At 69.1% G+C, this 15,407-nt stretch carries 15 protein-coding genes; 6 read left to right on the top strand and 9 right to left on the bottom strand.

Annotation, left to right across the window (positions count from 1 at the left end):
* Positions 1 to 203: 203 nt before the first annotated feature.
* Positions 204 to 1,190, top strand: a complete 987-nt coding sequence (locus ABL843_RS21940; protein ID WP_418117289.1) for a JmjC domain-containing protein — start codon at positions 204 to 206, stop codon at positions 1,188 to 1,190.
* 216 nt (positions 1,191 to 1,406) lie between these two features.
* Here ABL843_RS21940 and ABL843_RS21935 read toward each other — a convergent pair whose 3' ends face one another.
* The 3 genes from ABL843_RS21935 to ABL843_RS21925 all read right to left on the bottom strand — a co-directional run bounded on the left by ABL843_RS21935 (position 1,407) and on the right by ABL843_RS21925 (position 3,276).
* Positions 1,407 to 2,333, bottom strand: a complete 927-nt coding sequence (locus ABL843_RS21935; RefSeq protein WP_126024460.1) for an alpha/beta fold hydrolase — start codon at positions 2,331 to 2,333, stop codon at positions 1,407 to 1,409.
* 102 nt (positions 2,334 to 2,435) lie between these two features.
* On the bottom strand, positions 2,436 to 2,735 hold the full coding sequence (locus tag ABL843_RS21930; RefSeq protein ID WP_369661391.1) for a hypothetical protein: 300 nt from the start codon (positions 2,733 to 2,735) through the stop codon (positions 2,436 to 2,438).
* 184 nt (positions 2,736 to 2,919) lie between these two features.
* Positions 2,920 to 3,276, bottom strand: a complete 357-nt coding sequence (locus tag ABL843_RS21925) for a hypothetical protein (protein ID WP_369661392.1) — start codon at positions 3,274 to 3,276, stop codon at positions 2,920 to 2,922.
* A gap of 239 nt (positions 3,277 to 3,515) precedes the next feature.
* Here ABL843_RS21925 and ABL843_RS21920 point away from each other — a divergent pair, with 239 nt between their 5' ends.
* Both ABL843_RS21920 and ABL843_RS21915 read left to right on the top strand, forming a co-directional pair.
* Complete coding sequence (locus ABL843_RS21920) at positions 3,516 to 4,319, top strand: DUF1295 domain-containing protein (RefSeq protein ID WP_369661393.1); 804 nt, start codon at positions 3,516 to 3,518, stop codon at positions 4,317 to 4,319.
* 73 nt (positions 4,320 to 4,392) lie between these two features.
* Positions 4,393 to 5,397: an alpha/beta fold hydrolase gene (locus ABL843_RS21915; protein WP_369661394.1), complete on the top strand. Its 1,005-nt coding sequence runs from the start codon at positions 4,393 to 4,395 to the stop codon at positions 5,395 to 5,397.
* 21 nt (positions 5,398 to 5,418) lie between these two features.
* On the opposite strand, the gene ABL843_RS21910 is transcribed toward ABL843_RS21915, so the two are convergent.
* Together ABL843_RS21910 and ABL843_RS21905 are read right to left on the bottom strand one after the other, a co-directional pair.
* Positions 5,419 to 8,532, bottom strand: coding sequence for an autotransporter outer membrane beta-barrel domain-containing protein (locus tag ABL843_RS21910; protein ID WP_418117288.1), 3,114 nt, complete (start codon positions 8,530 to 8,532; stop codon positions 5,419 to 5,421).
* Positions 8,533 to 8,853: 321 nt separating this feature from the next.
* The gene (locus tag ABL843_RS21905; RefSeq protein ID WP_418117287.1) at positions 8,854 to 9,522 is read right to left on the bottom strand and encodes a TetR family transcriptional regulator; all 669 of its coding nucleotides are present in this window, start codon (positions 9,520 to 9,522) and stop codon (positions 8,854 to 8,856) included.
* Positions 9,523 to 9,605: 83 nt separating this feature from the next.
* Here ABL843_RS21905 and ABL843_RS21900 point away from each other — a divergent pair, with 83 nt between their 5' ends.
* Positions 9,606 to 10,271, top strand: coding sequence for an O-methyltransferase (locus ABL843_RS21900; RefSeq protein ID WP_418117286.1), 666 nt, complete (start codon positions 9,606 to 9,608; stop codon positions 10,269 to 10,271).
* Between the two features lie 212 nt (positions 10,272 to 10,483).
* Entirely contained in the window at positions 10,484 to 11,710 is a 1,227-nt protein-coding gene (locus ABL843_RS21895; RefSeq protein WP_418117285.1) for an MFS transporter, read from the top strand.
* Here the strand turns inward: ABL843_RS21895 and ABL843_RS21890 are convergent.
* The 3 genes from ABL843_RS21890 to ABL843_RS21880 form a co-directional block, all read right to left on the bottom strand.
* On the bottom strand, positions 11,673 to 12,044 hold the full coding sequence (locus tag ABL843_RS21890; protein WP_126024468.1) for a hypothetical protein: 372 nt from the start codon (positions 12,042 to 12,044) through the stop codon (positions 11,673 to 11,675). The genes ABL843_RS21895 and ABL843_RS21890 overlap by 38 nt on opposite strands.
* Before the next feature lie 105 nt (positions 12,045 to 12,149).
* Positions 12,150 to 12,374 carry a DUF1059 domain-containing protein gene (locus tag ABL843_RS21885; RefSeq protein ID WP_126024469.1) on the bottom strand — a complete coding sequence of 75 codons (225 nt, stop codon included), beginning with the start codon at positions 12,372 to 12,374 and terminating at the stop codon, positions 12,150 to 12,152.
* A gap of 22 nt (positions 12,375 to 12,396) precedes the next feature.
* The gene (locus tag ABL843_RS21880) at positions 12,397 to 13,458 is read right to left on the bottom strand and encodes a class I SAM-dependent methyltransferase (RefSeq protein ID WP_126024470.1); all 1,062 of its coding nucleotides are present in this window, start codon (positions 13,456 to 13,458) and stop codon (positions 12,397 to 12,399) included.
* Positions 13,459 to 13,604: 146 nt separating this feature from the next.
* Between ABL843_RS21880 and ABL843_RS21875 the strand changes: the two genes are divergently transcribed.
* Positions 13,605 to 14,069: a response regulator transcription factor gene (locus ABL843_RS21875; protein WP_418117284.1), complete on the top strand. Its 465-nt coding sequence runs from the start codon at positions 13,605 to 13,607 to the stop codon at positions 14,067 to 14,069.
* A 16-nt stretch (positions 14,070 to 14,085) separates the two neighbouring features.
* Here the strand turns inward: ABL843_RS21875 and ABL843_RS21870 are convergent, their stop codons facing one another.
* Complete coding sequence (locus ABL843_RS21870; RefSeq protein WP_418117283.1) at positions 14,086 to 15,399, bottom strand: MFS transporter; 1,314 nt, start codon at positions 15,397 to 15,399, stop codon at positions 14,086 to 14,088.
* Between the last annotated feature and the right edge of the window lie 8 nt (positions 15,400 to 15,407).

The following is a 15,407-nucleotide window of genomic DNA, read 5'->3' as shown; positions in this document are numbered from 1 at the left end:
CCTGGCGCAGGCAACGGCGCGAAGAACCACGGGACCTCCTTTTTGCGGCTGTGGATGAAGCCTGCGAAAGCGCATGGGAGTGGTCAGGGAGTGTTCATAAACCCGCTCCAGTATTGAACTCCAAAGTACTACTTCTGCTCGTGGGCTGCGGCCTCGCCTTCGTTCGGGGGCTGGAGTCCGGAAAGCGTTCCGGAGGTGCTGCCATGCGCTTGACCAGCATGAATTCCGTCGGGACTTCGGGGCCGGCGACATATCGGGTCTGGACCGACGACCCCGAGGGGTTCTCGACCCAGCGCATCACGCCGATGCACCACAACTTCCACGAGCATCCGCTGTTCCAGGTGCCCGAACTCGTGAAGCTCGGCATGGAGCTCTCGAAGGTGGACCAGTGCAGGTTCATGGACCCGAAGAGAACGATCTCCTCGGCGCTCTCGCACGAGGGCAGGCCGCCGGGCGGGCGCAGCATCGACGAGTTCTTCGAGCGCATGGAGGAGCCGGGCTCGTCGTGCGCCTTCTACAACATCGAAGTCGTTCCCCGCTACCAGGCCTTGCTGATGTCGGTGGTGAACTCCATGCGCGCGCTCGTGGAGCGCGAGCAGCCGGACATCTTCAGGGTGAACGGCTTCGTGTTCTTCTCGGCGCCGCCTTCCGTCACGCCCTTTCACATCGACCGCGAGAACAACTTCTGGCTGCAGCTGCACGGCCACAAGATCCTCAACGTGTGGGACCACCGCGACCGCGGCATCGTGCCGGCCGACGCCGTGGAGGATTTCATCGTCACGCAGTCGCTGAAGAAGGTGCGCTTCAGCGAAGCGTTCATGCCGCTGGGGCTGGAGTTCGACGCGCGGCCGGGCGATGCCATCTACTTCCCCAGCACCTCGCCCCACATGACCCGCTCGGAGGTCGGCGGGACCGGCGCCGGCGATCGCCTGTCGATCTCGATCGGCGTGACCTTCTACACCGCCGCCACGCGCGAGGTGGCCCGCATCCACCAGGTGAACCGGCTGATGCGCAAGTGCGGCCTGTCGCCCTCATACCCGCGGGAGTCGCCGGTAGCGGATGCGGTGAAGTCGGCCATCGGCGGTTTCGTCGGTGCCGGCCGTGCCCGGCTCGGCGCTGCGCGTGCGCGCTTCATCAGCATGGCCACGTCGCGGCGAATGAGGCACACGCCGCCGCCGGGGTCCTACTGAGCCTGTGTCGGTCGCGGCATCGCTTCCCCCGTGCGGGATTCGCCAGCATCACGTTCTCTAGCGCCTTGATCCGCCACTCGCCGGCCAGCCGCGTCAGTACGGCGAGGATCAGCGTATCGACGACCTGGGGCCCCGCAGGATGTGCCGCACCTGCCGGGAGGTGGTGTCGTCTCTTCTCTGAAACCGGCGTCCGTCAGCAGGGGTGCGCAGACGGCGCTACTGCGAAGCGGCCAGGAATTTGCTGATCAACCCGACCGTAACGCCGGTACTCTCTTCCATCAACCAGTGTCCTGCACCTGGCACGACTTCTCCGCGCACATTGGTTGCCGCATTGCGCATGACGATCGCCATGTTGTCGCCGAAGGACTTCTCTCCGCCAATGGCGAGCACCGGCATGGCGAGCCTGGTCTTGGAGAACGCGATGTTGTCGGCAACGTCGTTGCTGGCGATGGTGTTGAACTGCGCGAAGGCGGCGCGCATCGCGCCCGGCTGCGCATAGAGCCTGGCGTAGTGCCGCCGCGTCGCCTCGTCGATCTTCGAAGGCGTGCCGGCAAACTCGTTCCAGAACCGGTCGAGATAGATGCGCTCCCTGCCGGCGACCAGTCGCTCGAAATCGCGGCCGCCGGCGTTGAAGTGCCACAACGCGGGCCACAGGATGATCTGGTCCCATGGCGCGACGCCGGGCACGGGCGCGTCCATCACGACGAGCTTGTCGACCTTGTCGGGGTAGCTGGCCGCATACGCATAGGCGACCATCGTGCCGATGTCATGCCCGACGACGGCGCTCTGGTCCTGCTTCAGGGCAGTCACGACCGCGCGTATGTCGGCAGCCTGCGACTTCTTGTCGTAGCCACTGGTGGCCTTCGACGATTTCCCCATGCCGCGGAGGTCCGGCACGATCACCAGGTGCGTCTTCGCGAGCTCTTGCGCCAGCGGGGCCCACATGTCGCCCGTGTCGCCGAACCCGTGGATGAGCACCACGGCGGGGCCGGCACCGCCGGAGCGGACAAAGATGCTCGCGCCATCCGCCAGGGTGACGGTCCGGGTCTTGAAGCTGCTCGGGAAGGCCGGTTGTGCTCCGGCATTGGCTGTGCACAGCACGGCAATCAACAGGGCCAATACCAGCGCAAGGCGATTCTTCATGTCGGAGCTCCACTGTCGAGGACCAGATAGGCGCGACGCATTCTGAGGCTTTGTTGCGCAGCGAGCCAACGATATTTGGTTCAAGCCGGGCGCCGGCCCCGCTCATCGCTCGCGAACCAGCCGGAAATATCGCCACATTCCCCACACGACGCCGACGGCGAGACCGATCCCGACGCTCCAGCCGGCCGGCAAGCCAAATCCGAGTGCCAGGAGCAGCATCAATCCGGCGCAGACAAGGCCGATGAAAACGAGGGTGACGAAGTCGAACCGGGCGACCGCCAGCGTGTCTTCGGCAAGGCCGCGGTCACGGTGGCCGCGCTTGTGGCGCAGACGCCGGAACAGGAAGACGTCGGCAACGAAATCGAAGATGCCGACGAAAAGATCGGCCAGGATGCTCCACATCAGGGGGCTCCATTTGCGGTGACACCCCGGAGTTCCTGCTGTTCTCATGGTGCTCCGACCAGGGTGGGCGGCGGAGCACCGGAAAATGTTACCGCCCTTTCAGCTGGGGTTGCCGCCGTAGCCGGTGTCGGTGCGAGGTCACGCAGGTGACCCGTTCGACCGATGGCGCACCGGCAATCGCGCCCTAGACCCTGAACCAGATCCTGAGCGTCACGTACAGCGCGTAACCCAGGGCGAGCACCATCCACACCATGAAGAGCACGTTGGCCCAGAATTCGCCGGGATTGGCCGCCAGGGTATAGAGCTGTCCCGCACAGCCCTTGCCGATGCATGGCACCTCTGCCCGGACCAGCGCGCGCAGCACGCCGAAGAAGAGGTAGCAGGCGATGCCGCCAGCCATCAGGAAGCCCACGGGCCCCACGATTCCCTTGGTGAGCTCGTCGTTCTCGTCGCGGTTGCCCTTGCGCAGCAGGTTCTGCCCGAACCTGTACCAGGCGAAGCCCAGCAGGAGCATCAACGAGTAGTAGAGAACGTCACGCATGTCTTCGGGATGTGGGTAAGGTCGTGGCCGACTTTAGCCGAGGCTCATCCAAAACCCGATTCGCCGCGTACACCTGTCCATGCACGCCCCCGCGCGTGTCCCCAGAGGAAAGACCAGACGCACATGCCGCAGGACATCGCATTCGCCATCCGCCGGGCCGGGAGGGGGCTGCTGCCGTTCTCCTGCTTCGACCACCGGAAGCGCCGCCCGGTAGGCCGCCATCTCTTCGAGTGCCGCGCATGAGCAGCGGCATGACCGTGGTCGCTCTTGCGGGCCTGGCGTGGACCGCATCGCTGGCGCTGCCGACCTGGGCCGTGAGCCTCGCACGGCATGACGCGAGCCTCGTCGACCGGATGTGGTCGGTCTTCATTGCGGGTGCCGGCCTCGTGTACTTCCTGCTGCTGCCCGCGCAGACCGCGCGCGGACTGTGCATGGCGGTACTGGGCACCGCTTGGGCGCTGCGGCTGTGCATCTACGTCACGTGGCGCAACTGGGGGCATGGCGAAGACCGCCGATACCAGGCGATACGCGCGCGCAACCAGCCGAACTTCGGCTTCAGGAGCCTGTATCTGGTGTTCGCGCTGCAGGCGGTGCTGGCTTGGATCGTGTCGGCGCCTTTCCTTCCGGGCATGGCGGCTGCGCGGCCGCTCGGTCCGCTCGATGCGATCGGCGGCGCGCTGGCGCTCTTCGGCATCCTCTTCGAAGCCATCGGCGACGCGCAGATGGCGCGCTTCAAGGCCGACCCCGCGAACCGTGGCCAGGTGATGGACCGCGGCCTGTGGCGCTACACGCGGCATCCCAACTACTTCGGCGAGGCCTGCACATGGTGGGGCATCTGGCTCATGGCCATCGGCGGCGCGGGGTGGGGCGGGGCGTGGAGCATCGTGTCGCCACTGCTCATGACCTGGCTGCTGCTGAAGGTCTCGGGTGTGCGCATGCTCGAAAGCGACATCGGCGAGCGCCGCCCCGCCTATCTCGACTACATGGCGCGCACCAACGCCTTCGTGCCGGGGCCGGTGCGCGGCGATCGCTCGAAGCGTTAGCCGGTGGCCTTGGCCGCCTGGCGGTGGCACCATGGCCGCGGTGAAGCCTTCGTCGAACAGATCTTCCTTGGTGATGATGCGCATCGTCTTCTGGAGCACGGCACTTCTCGCGCTGGCCGTCCTCGCGGGCGTGGTGTACGAGCAGGTCGGCCGCTACCGGGCGCAGCGGGACTTCCCCGCGCCGGGAAAGATGGTCGATGTCGGCGGCGGGCGCCGCATCCAGCTCGACTGCCGGGGCTCCGGTTCGCCCACGGTCGTGTTCGAGGCCGGGCTCAGCGTCGATGGCTCGCTGAGCTGGTCGGCGGTGCAGCCGGCCATCGCGGCGCGCACGCGGGCGTGCGCCTACAGCCGCGCGGGGCTGATGTGGAGCGACCCGTCGGGTGCGCCGATCAGCGCGAAGCAGGTGGCAAGCGATCTTCACGAGGCGCTGGCGCGAGCGGGAGAGCGCGGGCCTTTCGTGCTGGTCGGGCAGTCGCTGGGTGGACTGTTCGCCACGACCTTCACGCGGTACTTCGGCGACGAGGTGGCGGGGCTGGTTCTGGTGGACCCGTCGCATCCAGACCAGGTGGCGCGCGTCGCGGCCTACATGACGGAAACCCGCTCGCTGCGTTCGCGCGTCGCGGTGTCGCTCGCGTGGACCGGCCTGCTGAGGGCGGCGGCCCCGAGGCTGCTGCCCCGTGCGCCGAACCAGAGCGAGCGCGATGCGCGGGCGGTCCGGGCCTACGCGCCGAAGTCGATGGTCACGCAGATGGCGGAGAGCGACGCGACCGATGCCATGCTCGCCGAGGCGGGCGCCTTCCGCGACCTGGGCAGGCGTGCGCTGGTGGTGCTCACCGCGATGGCGCCGTACACCGAGGCCGAGCTCCGGGGAATGAAGATCACGCCCGCACAGGGCCGCGAGGTGCTGGCCATCTGGCAGCAGCTCCACATGGAAGAAGCGGAGTGGTCTTCGCGCGGCAGGCACCTGTCGCTGCCGAACTCCAGCCACGACATCCAGTTCGACGACCCGGAGGCGGTGATCGAGGCGGTGCTGTCGGTCGTCGAGATGGTTCGCGAGGACGAGGGCGGGCGGCGTTGAGCGCGCCGCCGCGTCCGTGCATTACCAGCGGAACTTCACGCCCACGCTGCCCTCGATGCCGCTGCTCTTCGTGCGCACGCCGCCGCCCGAGGCCCAGAGCTTGCCCAGCTCCGCGTACAGGCTCGCGTTCTGCGTGAGCTGCAGCGTGGCGCCCGCCGCCAGTTCGGTGCTGGTGCCGCCGGTGCGCGTGGCGATGTCGGTGTAGGCCGCGGGTCCGATGAAGCGGGCGGTGTCGGTGCCGCTGCCGTTGCGGTAGACGTTGAAGCGCACATAGGGCTGCAGCAGGCCGGCGGAGGTGGCGATCTCCCCCTTCACCCGCACGCCGGCGCGCGCCATCCAGCCGCTGTGGCTGTGCTGCTGCACCAGCGCGGCGGCGATGCCGCCGTCGCCCAGGCTGATGCGCTGGTGCACCAGTTGCAGCTGCGGCTCGATGGTCCAGCCCGGCGCGATGGCGAATGACTGGCCGACCTCGATGGAGGCCAGCAGGCTGCTGCCCTTGCCGGAGCTGGAATAGCTCAGCGCGGGCGATGCCGTGTAGTGATGGCGCCCGGCCTGCAGCACGCCGTCGACGTACAGGCCGCTGTCGTTCTTCCAGGTGGCGTAGGCGCCCAGGTACTGGCTGCGCAGGTCGTTGGAGCCGGCCGCGTAGTTGACGATGCCGCGCGCGAAGCCGTTCACGCGCATGTCGCCGTTGAGTTCGCCGAGGTAGACGCCGGCGCGCCAGTGGGCGTCGGCCCAGAGATCGGTGCCGGCCTGGAAGCCGGTGAGGCGTCCCTTGCTGGTGGGGTTCACGGTGCCGCCCTGGCTGATGGTGCGGTCGGTGCTGACGATGCGGGCCCAGACCTGGCGGTAGCTCCGGTCCTGCATGGCCGGGCCGGCGTCGTTGCTGCCGGGCGGGCCGTCGTCGCCGAAGCGCTGGCGCATGCTGCCGAGCATCGACAGGTTGGCCTGGCGGAACTGCTCGGGCAGCGCGGCGTACAGCGGCACTTCGGTGCGGTAGGTGGGCACGCTCACGCCCCCGCCGGTGCCGCCGCCGCTACCGGTGCCGCCGGTGCTTCCGCCTCCGCCGCCGTTGGCGGGAGGCGTGACCACGGCGCTGGAGCGCAGATACCAGTTCTCGCCCGCGCCGCTCGCGTCGGCGGCGTACAGCCGGTACTCGTAGGCGCCGGCATCGACGTGGCCGCCCGCCAGCGCAAAGGCGTTCTTCGTGGTCTGCGCGGTGGTGGTGGCGCCGTTGATCGCGCTGACGACCTCGATGCCATTGCCGGTGGTCAGCGCGCCAAGTCCGCCGAGGTTGGTGATCTGCACGTTGGTCGTGCCGCTGGCGATGGCGGTCGCGCCGCTGAGCACCAGCCGGTCGCTCGCGCTGCTGCTGTCGCCCAGCGCGGTGCCCAGGCGCAAGGTGCCGCCGTTGCCGACCCACGGGCCGGTCACGGTGAGCGTGGTGCCCGGCGCGGAGCCGACGAGCGAGACGGTGCCGCCATTGGCCATCGACGCGATGGTCTGGCTCTGGCCGGCGAGGTCCAGCGTGGCGCCCGACGCGACCGTGAATGCGCTCGCGTTGCTGAGCGCATTGGCCGCTCCGGCGCGCAGGGTGCCGGCGTTGACGCTGGTAGCGCCGGTGTAGACGTTGGCGCCCGACAGCGTCAGCGTGCCCGCGCCAGTCTTCACCAGGCCGGCGGTTCCGGAGACGGGGCCCGACCAGCCCATGTCGTGCCCGTTGGTGTCGATGGTGCCGGTGCCGCCCAGCAGCAGCGGGCTGCTCAGGCTCAGGCCATCGGCGCCCGCGACGATGCTGGCGGTGGCGCCGCCGTCGATGGCCACGGCGCCCGTCAGCGCCGCGCCGGCGTTCAGCGTCAGGCTGTTGCTGCCGCCGGTGAACTCCACGGCCGCCGCGCGGGTGACGCCGTCGCCGCCCATGCCGCCGGTAATGCTGCCGCTGTGCACGATGCCGAGGTTGGCGCCCGACACGCCCACTCCGCCCGCGCCGTTGGCGCCGCTCGCGCCCCCGTTGCTGCTGGCGCCGCCGACGCCGCCGTTGCCGCCGGTGATGGAGCCGCTGTTGGTGATCGTCGTGCTGGCGCCCGTCGCCCGCAGGCCGATGCCGCCATCGCCGCCGGCGCCCGGTGAGCCGGTTCCGCCCGCGCCGCCGCCACCGGCCCCCCCCGCGCCACCGGCGCCGCCGCTGACCGCCCCCGTGTTGGTCACCGAGACCGCGCTGCCCGCCAGCGTGATGCCGCTGCCGCCGGCGCCGCCGCCGCCGCCCGACGCGTTGCTGCGCGCCGGCAGCAGCTCGGAGCCGCCCGCGCCGCCGGCACCGCCGGCGACGACGCCGTTGTTGGTGAAGACGATGCCCGAGGTCGTCGCATTCAGGAAGAAGCCGGCGCCGCCGCTGCCGCCGCCACCGGCTTGCGAGAAGGCGTCGCCGCCCTTGCCGCCGGCGCCGCCGGTCGAGCTGCCGGTGGCGGTGTAGTTGCCGGTCGGCCCGATGAGGATGGAGCCGTAGCCTCCCGCACCGCCTCCACCGGCCGCCCAGTAGCCGTTGCCGCCCGCGCCGCCAGCGCCGCCCGTGTAGCTGTCGGAAGAGGTGGTGACGCCACTGCCGATGGACGCGCCCTGGAAGCCGCCGCCGCCGCCGCCGCCGTAGCCGTTTCCGTTGCTGAAGTCGCCGGTCTGCGACTGGCCGGCCGCGCCGTTGTCGCCCTGCAGCACGCCGGGGCTGACGACGTTGCTGCCCGCGCCCGCCGCGCCGCCCGTGCCGGCGGTGGCGCCGGCGAAGGAGCCGATGTTGGCTGCGGAGCCGGCCGTCGGACCCGCGTCGGTCGACGATCCGCCGGCGCCGCCGCTCGCATTCACCGTGGTGTCGTTGAGCCCGCCGCTGCCGCCACTGCCGTCGGCACCGCCCGAGCCGGCGTGCAGCGAGGTGTCGTTGGCGGGCTGGCCGCCCGCGCCGCCCGCCGCCAGCGCCGGGCCGGCACCCAGCAGCAGCGCCGCGAAGGCAGGGGCGAGCGCGAAGGCAATGGCCATCGCCTCGGCCGGCTGTTGCGCCGAGCGCGCATGGCCGCGCGAGGTCTCGGGTGCGGCGACCCAGGTGCCGCGGGCTTGATTCCAGAGGGTCCGAAAAACCTTGTTCATGGCTTCCCAACTTGTTCGTTCGTCGCCTGAACGGGCAGGCTCCCGCGTGCGGGCGCGAGTCTGTCCCCCGCCTGCACATGCCGTCGTTTTCGATTTGCAAGCCAAAAATGTAAGTACGCGTTGCGGCGGGCGATATGCCCGGAAGCGGGTACCCAGGCGGGGGCCGATGGCTGCCGAGGCGGGTGCGGGCAGTGCGCGCCTGCACCGCCGGTTGAGGCTCAGCGCGCTACGGGCGTGACGCCGTGTGGCGCAGGCATACCCTGAACTGCATCAAGAGGTAAGCAGTGTTTCGCGCGAAATACAAAGACAAAGGGGCGAGGGCTAGAGGCCTGCCAGTCGGCGAGGGCGCTTCTTCTGCTGGCCGTGCCCGAGGCTCTGGAGGTAGGCGCAGAACATGTCGGCCATGGCGTCCGAATAGATCTTGATCTCCGCGTCGGTGCGCGGACTCTCCGAGAACTGCTTGCCCACCGAGCTGAACGTGGTCGTGATCAGGTCGGCCGCCAGCGCCCGCGTGGCTTCGCCGGCGTCGGGCAAGGCCTCGCGCATGAAGGTCTGCATGATGCGGTCGCCGGCGGCGCGTGCCTCGTGCGCCTCGGGCGCATCGCGGTAGAGCGGGGCGGCGTCGTTGAGCGCCACGCGCATTCCGGCTTCCTCGCACTCCGACCGCACGAAGGCGTGCACCAGCATGCGCAGCCGCTCCAGCGGCGGGCGCTGCGCGTCTTCGAGGATGCCGCAGAGCATGTCGCTCGTTTGCTTCCACTCGTCGCTTTGCAGCCGGAAGAGGATCGACGCCTTGTTGGGGAAGTACTGATACACCGACCCGACGCTGACGCCGGCCCTCTCGGCCACGCGCGTGGTGGTGAAGCGCTGCGCGCCTTCCTTCTCCAGAACCTGAAGGGCTGCCTCGAGGATGGCCGCGACGAGGTCGTTGGAGCGGGCCTGCTTGGGCTTTCTTCGGGAGGAGATCGGCGGGTTCTGACGGTCGGCCATGGACGGGGTTCGCAACGCGAATAGGAAATGTGAATGTTCCTTCATATTATTGGCCAACCTTCACTCGGACACGAAGAACCCCTGTGACAACCCTCACCAACAAACCACTGGCGCCCCTGCTGGAGCGCCTGTTCGCCGAGGCCGCCGAGGCATCGCCCGCGATGAGCGCGGCGATCGCCGGCCTGTCCGACGAAGAGCGCTCGAAGCTGATGCGCAGCAAGACCGGTTACATCGATCTCTACGCGCGGCTCAAGGACGTTCCGCTGCCCGTCTCGCGCGAGACCGGCCTGCTGCTCTACATGCTGGCGCGCAGCGGCGGCGCGCGGAACATCGTCGAGTTCGGCACTTCCTTCGGCATCTCGACGCTGCACCTCGCCGCCGCCCTGCGCGACAACGGCGGCGGCCGCGTCGTCACCACCGAGTTCGAGCCCTCCAAGGTGGCGCGCGCCCGCCGCAACCTCGAGGCTGGCGGCCTCGCCGACCTGGTCGAGATTCGCGAGGGCGACGCGCTGCGCACGCTCGCAGCCGACTTGCCCGGGTCGATCGACCTGCTGCTGCTCGACGGCGCCAAGGCCCTCTACCCGGAGATCCTCGCGCTGGTCGAAAGCCGCCTGAGGCCCGGCGCATTCGTCGTCGCCGACAACGCCGACTACTGCCCCGAGTACCTCGCGCATGTGCGCTCGCCCGCCTCGGGCTACATGTCCACGCCCTTCGGCGATGACGTCGAACTGTCGATGCGGCTCGCATGAAACCGGCCGGCCTTCGTCTGTCGAGCGGCATCGAGCAGCCCGGCTGACTACCGCCACCACTCCAACGCGGACGCCACGGTGTCCGCAGTGCCAGTCGCACTGGCCGTAAGCGTCTGACGTCAACCAACGCACTCCACGACCCTTGCCGGTCGGGGTGCGTTCGCATGCGCGCTCCGGTCGGCCGGGAGAACACCACGAACCTGGACGACACCATGACTTCTCCATCGACACGGGCCACGACTTCATCGTCATCCCCACCATCATCGACGCGCGACCCCGCGCAGGGCCGTTTGCTGCTGCTGACGGCCATCCTCTTCATTTCCTATCTCTGCGTCGGCATGTCACTGCCCGTCGTTCCGATCTTCGTGACGGGGCAGCTCGGGCTGGGCAACGTGTGGGCCGGGCTCGGCGTCGGCATTGCCTTTCTCGCCACCGTGCTGAGCCGGGCCCATGCCGGCACGCGGTCCGACCGCGCCGGGGCCAAGGCCGCGGTGTCGCGCGGGCTGGTCTTTTATGTGAGCGGCGCGCTGGTCTCGCTGGTCGCGGGCCTGCTGGTGCAGTCGCCGTGGACGGCCTACCTCGTCCTGCTGGCGGGCCGGCTGCTGGTCGGCCTCGGCGAAAGCCTGGTCGGCGTCGGCATCATCGGCTGGGGCATCGGGCTCGTCGGCCCGGTGCGCTCGGGCAAGGTGCTGGCGCTGGTGGGCGCCGCCATCTACGGCGCGCTGGCGGTCGGCGGGCCGATCGGCCTCGCGCTGCAGCAGCGCTTCGGATACGCCGGCGTGATGAGCGTCGGCGTGATCCTGCCCTGCCTCGGCATGCTCGCGATCTGGCGCATGGCCGGCGTGCCCGCGCATCCGGGCGCCGAGCGGCCGCCGTTCTGGCGCGTGATCGGCCAGGTCTGGCCGCACGGCACCATCGTGTGCCTGCAGGGCATCGGCTTCGCGGCGATCGGCGCGTTCTTCACGCTGCATTTCCTCGACCAGCACTGGCGCTACGCCGGGCTGGGCCTGACGGCCTTTGGCGGCGGCTTCGTGCTGGTGCGCGTGCTCTTCGGCCACCTGCCGGACCGCGTGGGCGGACTGCCCGTGGCCATCGGCTCGCTTGCGGTCGAGACGGTGGGTCAGGCGCTGATCTGGAGCGCTTCCGATCCTGTGGTTGCCCTTGTCGGCGCGTTCCTCACGGGGCTCGGCTGCTCGATGATCTTTCCGTCCATGGGGCGAGAGGTCGTGCATCTGGTGCAGCCTCATCTGCGCGGCACGGCGCTGGGCGGGTTCTCCGCCTTCCAGGACGTCGCCTACGGGCTGACGGGCCCGCTGGCCGGGCTGCTCGCGGACAGGGCTGGGTACGGCGGCGTGTTCCTTGCCGGCTGCGGCGCCGCGGCGATGGGGCTGGTTATCGCGATCAGCCTTCGCCGGGCTCGGACACGCTCTCGGCCCTGACCTCGAAGGCGGCCTTCGCCTTCAGTTCGGCCTCGAGTCCGGCCTTCAGTTCGACGGCGACCCTCTCGGGGTCGCGGCGCAACTCCACGATGTCGCGCTCGCCGACGCACAAGCCCTCGAGCCGCACGTATATGCGCGAGAAGTCGCCGCCCATTGCGCGCGCCACGTCGCCGAGGCATTCGGCCAGCGTGGCGAAGCCGCCGTTGCGGTACGAGCTGGGAGGTATCACGCCCCTGGAGCGGGGCGCGCGAACGGAGTAGGCGTAGGACGAAACTTCCTTCCGCAGCTCCACCACGGGCTGCAGGCAGCGCTGTGCTTCCCCTGTTCTCTTCATGGCCGCAGTGTAGATGCGGCGATACCCCGTGGCCAGCCGGCCATCGGTCAGCCAAGAGTCAGGGACCGGCCGGCGGCGCAGCGACCGCCGCGGCCGGCTCAGCTGTCAGGCGGGCAACTTCTGCGCGGCAGGCGCCTGCAGCGGCGGCGTGCCGGTCTTGAACATGCTCGCGAGCTGCTTGCGAAGCTCGGGTGTGTCGGTGTGGCCGTGAACGGTCACGGCGTGCTGCACGGCGGCATCGAGCAACTCGCTCTCGCTGTCGGCGCTGAGCGCGACGCTGCAGTTCATGGTGCTCGGGTATTCGCGGCAGTCGATGTATTGGCGTGACATGGCGGCAGCTCCTTGGATGTCCTCACGGACGTGCTTCGAAGATCAGGTTGAAGGGCGTCTCGCTGGCGCGGCGGAAATGCGCGAAGCCGCCCTTGGAAGCCACGTCGCGAAGCCGCGCCTCGCCGGCCTGCGCGCCAAGGCACAGTCCCACTTCCTGCGAGCGCGAGGCGGGTGTGCAGATGAAGTTCGAGGCCGAATAGAACACGCGCCCCACCGGGTTCATGTTGTCTTCCAGCCGGTCGTTGGCGAAGGGCTCCACCAGCATCCAGGTGCCCTGCGGCTTCAGGCTGCCGCGCACGTGCGCCGCCGCTCCCACCGGGTCGCCCATGTCGTGCAGGCAGTCGAAGAAAGCGACAAGGTCGTAGTCCTTGCCCGGGAAGTCCTTCGCGCTTGCGACCTCGAAGCTCAGGCGCTTCGGATCGTCGATGCCTGCCTTGCGCGCCGTCTCGCGCGCACGCTCGATCGAGGGGGCGTGGTAGTCGAAGCCGACGAAGCTCGACTCGGGGTAGGCCTGCGCCATCAGCAGCGTGGAGGCGCCGTGTCCGCAGCCCACGTCGGCCACGCGCGCGCCGCGTTCGAGCGCGGCGGAAACGCCTTCGAGCGCCGGTATCCACTGGCTCACCAGGTTGGCCGCATAGCCCGGCCTGAAGAAGCGCTCCGTGCCGTGGAAGAGGGCGGGGTCGTGCTCGTGCCAGCCGATGCCCAGGCCGGTGCGCATGGCCTGGACCATCTTGGGTACGGCCTTGAACTGCGCCACGGCGATCTGGAACGCGCCGGGCACGAAGGCCGGGCTGCCTTCCTCGGCGAGCGCGAAGGCCTGCTCTTCGGTGAGCGAGAAGCGCTCGCTCTTCGGGTCGTACTCCACATAGCCGCTGGCGGCCTGTGCCGAGAGCCATTCGCGCAGGTAGCGCGGATCGGTCTCGGTGCGTTTGGCCAGCTCTTCCACGGTGCCCGGTCCTTTCGCCATTTCCTTGTACAGGCCGAGCTGGTCGCCCACGACGATGGTTGCGGCGTGCATCACGGCGCCGATGTCATGGACGAAGTTACCCATGAACGCGTTAAGCCTTGTTTCGTCGATAGCCATGTGTTTCCCCTTCGCCGGCGGACGGCTCGCGCGTCCCTTGCCTGCCTATACTGGGCTCGCGGCAGAGGGACGAAGGGCGATCCTCCGTCCCGATGCGTACGGGCGCCATACGCAGCAATGCGTATGCACGAAGAAAGGGGCATGCCATGACGCATCTCACGCGCGGCGACTGCGCGAGCGCACTCCGCCTGCTGGAACAGCTGGAATCCGGGCAGTCGCCCGTGCGGCATCACGGCGTGCATGCAATCCGGCGCAACGCCGCGAAGGCACCGGGCCGGCGAGAGTTCCGCCGCGCCTCTATGCAGGCCGAGCACTATCGCCGCGCGGGGCTGGAGCATGTGGTCGCGGTGGCGTTGCTGTACCGGTTGACCTGCGCGGAGGTATCAGCGCGCGCCGTCTCGCCGCAAAAGCGCACTCCGGCCCTCACGCCGCGCGAAGGCGAGGTCATGCACTGGCTGGCGCGCGGCAAGACCGACGCCGAGATCGCCGCCCTGCTCCAGATCAGCCCCCGCACGGTGCACAAGCACCTGGAGCACGTGTACGTGAAGCTGGGCGTGGAGACGCGCACCGCGGCCGTGATGCGCGCGCTCGGCATAGGCAGCGCGCTCTGAAAGGTTTGCGTGGCCCTCAGCGCGAGGCTGCCGCCGCCGGTGCATCCGCAGGTGAGGCGCCGCGCCCGATCATCCACGCGCACGCCGCCGACACCACGCCCGCGAACAGCACGTACAGGCAGATCTGCCATGGCTCGCCGCCGCCCGACTTCAGCAGCGCCGTCGCGATGATCGGCGTGATGCCCGAGGCGAAGATGCCCGAGAACTGGTAGACGAAGCTGATGCCCGTGTAGCGCACCTTCGCGTCGAACAGGTCGCAGAAGAGGGCGGCCTCCGGTCCGTACACCGAGGCGTACAGGATGCCGAAGGGAATGATGATCGACAGCCACACCAGCAGCACGTTGCCGCCGCTGTGCGTCATGAGCCAGAAGCCCGGGAACGCCGACACGGCCGTGATGAGCGAACCCCACATGTACACGCGCGGGCGCCCCAGCCGGTCGGACATGCGCCCGAAGAAGGGAATGGCGAAGCACATCACCACCGCCGCGGCCATCACGCCCAGCAGCGCCTCGGTGCGGTTGATCTTGATGGTGCTCGTGAGGTAGTTGATGGAGAACACGCCGAAGATGTTGAAGAACACCCCGTCGATGTAGCGCGCGCCCATGCCCTTCAGCACGTTGCCGGGATAGCGGCGCAGCATGTCCATGAAGGGAATGCGCAGCTCGGCGTTGCGCGCCTTCACGGCCGCGAACTCCGGCGTTTCCTTCACGTGCAGGCGGATGTACATGCCCACCATCACCATCGCGCCCGAGATCAGGAAGGCGATGCGCCAGCCCCACGAGAGGAACTGCTCGTCGGTGAGCAGCCACGACAGCAGCGCCACCACGCCCGAGGCCATGCACAGGCCGATGGCCAGCCCGATCTGCGGCAGCGAGGCGTAGAAGCCGCGCTTCTCCTTCGGCGCGTACTCGTAGGCGATGAGCACCGCGCCGCCCCATTCGCCACCCAGCCCGATGCCCTGCGCCACGCGCAGGAGCAACAAAAGCAGCGGCGCCGCGATGCCGATCTGCGCGTAGGTCGGCACCAGGCCGATGAGGAAGGTGGCCACGCCCATGATCATCAGCGTGATGATGAGCATGCTCTTGCGGCCGATCTTGTCGCCGAAGTGGCCGAAGATCACGCCGCCCAGCGGCCGCGTGACGAAGCCCACCGCGAAGGTCGTGTAGGCCAGCAGGGTCGACACCACCGGGTCGCTGCCCGGGAAGTAGAGCTTGTTGAACACGATGCCGGCCACCACGCCGTACAGGAAGAAGTCGTACCACTCGATGGTGGCGCCCACCAGGGCCGAAACCACCACCCTGCGAATCGCTTTCTCGTCGCTTGCGCTCATGTCTGTCT

The organism is Variovorax sp. 350MFTsu5.1 (assembly GCF_048302515.1).
GTDB lineage: Bacteria > Pseudomonadota > Gammaproteobacteria > Burkholderiales > Burkholderiaceae_C > Variovorax > Variovorax guangxiensis.
This window is presented reverse-complemented; position numbering and strand designations above follow the sequence as displayed.

Bases quoted from the DNA above. Each gene is read 5' to 3' on its own strand.
- ABL843_RS21940 (WP_418117289.1), top strand. From the start codon at position 204: ATGCGCTTGACCAGCATGAATTCCGTCGGGACTTCGGGGCCGGCGACA.
- ABL843_RS21935 (WP_126024460.1), bottom strand. From the start codon at position 2,333: ATGAAGAATCGCCTTGCGCTGGTATTGGCCCTGTTGATTGCCGTGCTG.
- ABL843_RS21930 (WP_369661391.1), bottom strand. From the start codon at position 2,735: ATGTGGAGCATCCTGGCCGATCTTTTCGTCGGCATCTTCGATTTCGTT.
- ABL843_RS21925 (WP_369661392.1), bottom strand. From the start codon at position 3,276: ATGCGTGACGTTCTCTACTACTCGTTGATGCTCCTGCTGGGCTTCGCC.
- ABL843_RS21920 (WP_369661393.1), top strand. From the start codon at position 3,516: ATGAGCAGCGGCATGACCGTGGTCGCTCTTGCGGGCCTGGCGTGGACC.
- ABL843_RS21915 (WP_369661394.1), top strand. From the start codon at position 4,393: ATGATGCGCATCGTCTTCTGGAGCACGGCACTTCTCGCGCTGGCCGTC.
- ABL843_RS21910 (WP_418117288.1), bottom strand. From the start codon at position 8,532: ATGAACAAGGTTTTTCGGACCCTCTGGAATCAAGCCCGCGGCACCTGG.
- ABL843_RS21905 (WP_418117287.1), bottom strand. From the start codon at position 9,522: ATGGCCGACCGTCAGAACCCGCCGATCTCCTCCCGAAGAAAGCCCAAG.
- ABL843_RS21895 (WP_418117285.1), top strand. From the start codon at position 10,484: ATGACTTCTCCATCGACACGGGCCACGACTTCATCGTCATCCCCACCA.
- ABL843_RS21890 (WP_126024468.1), bottom strand. From the start codon at position 12,044: ATGAAGAGAACAGGGGAAGCACAGCGCTGCCTGCAGCCCGTGGTGGAG.
- ABL843_RS21885 (WP_126024469.1), bottom strand. From the start codon at position 12,374: ATGTCACGCCAATACATCGACTGCCGCGAATACCCGAGCACCATGAAC.
- ABL843_RS21880 (WP_126024470.1), bottom strand. From the start codon at position 13,458: ATGGCTATCGACGAAACAAGGCTTAACGCGTTCATGGGTAACTTCGTC.
- ABL843_RS21875 (WP_418117284.1), top strand. From the start codon at position 13,605: ATGACGCATCTCACGCGCGGCGACTGCGCGAGCGCACTCCGCCTGCTG.
- ABL843_RS21870 (WP_418117283.1), bottom strand. From the start codon at position 15,399: ATGAGCGCAAGCGACGAGAAAGCGATTCGCAGGGTGGTGGTTTCGGCC.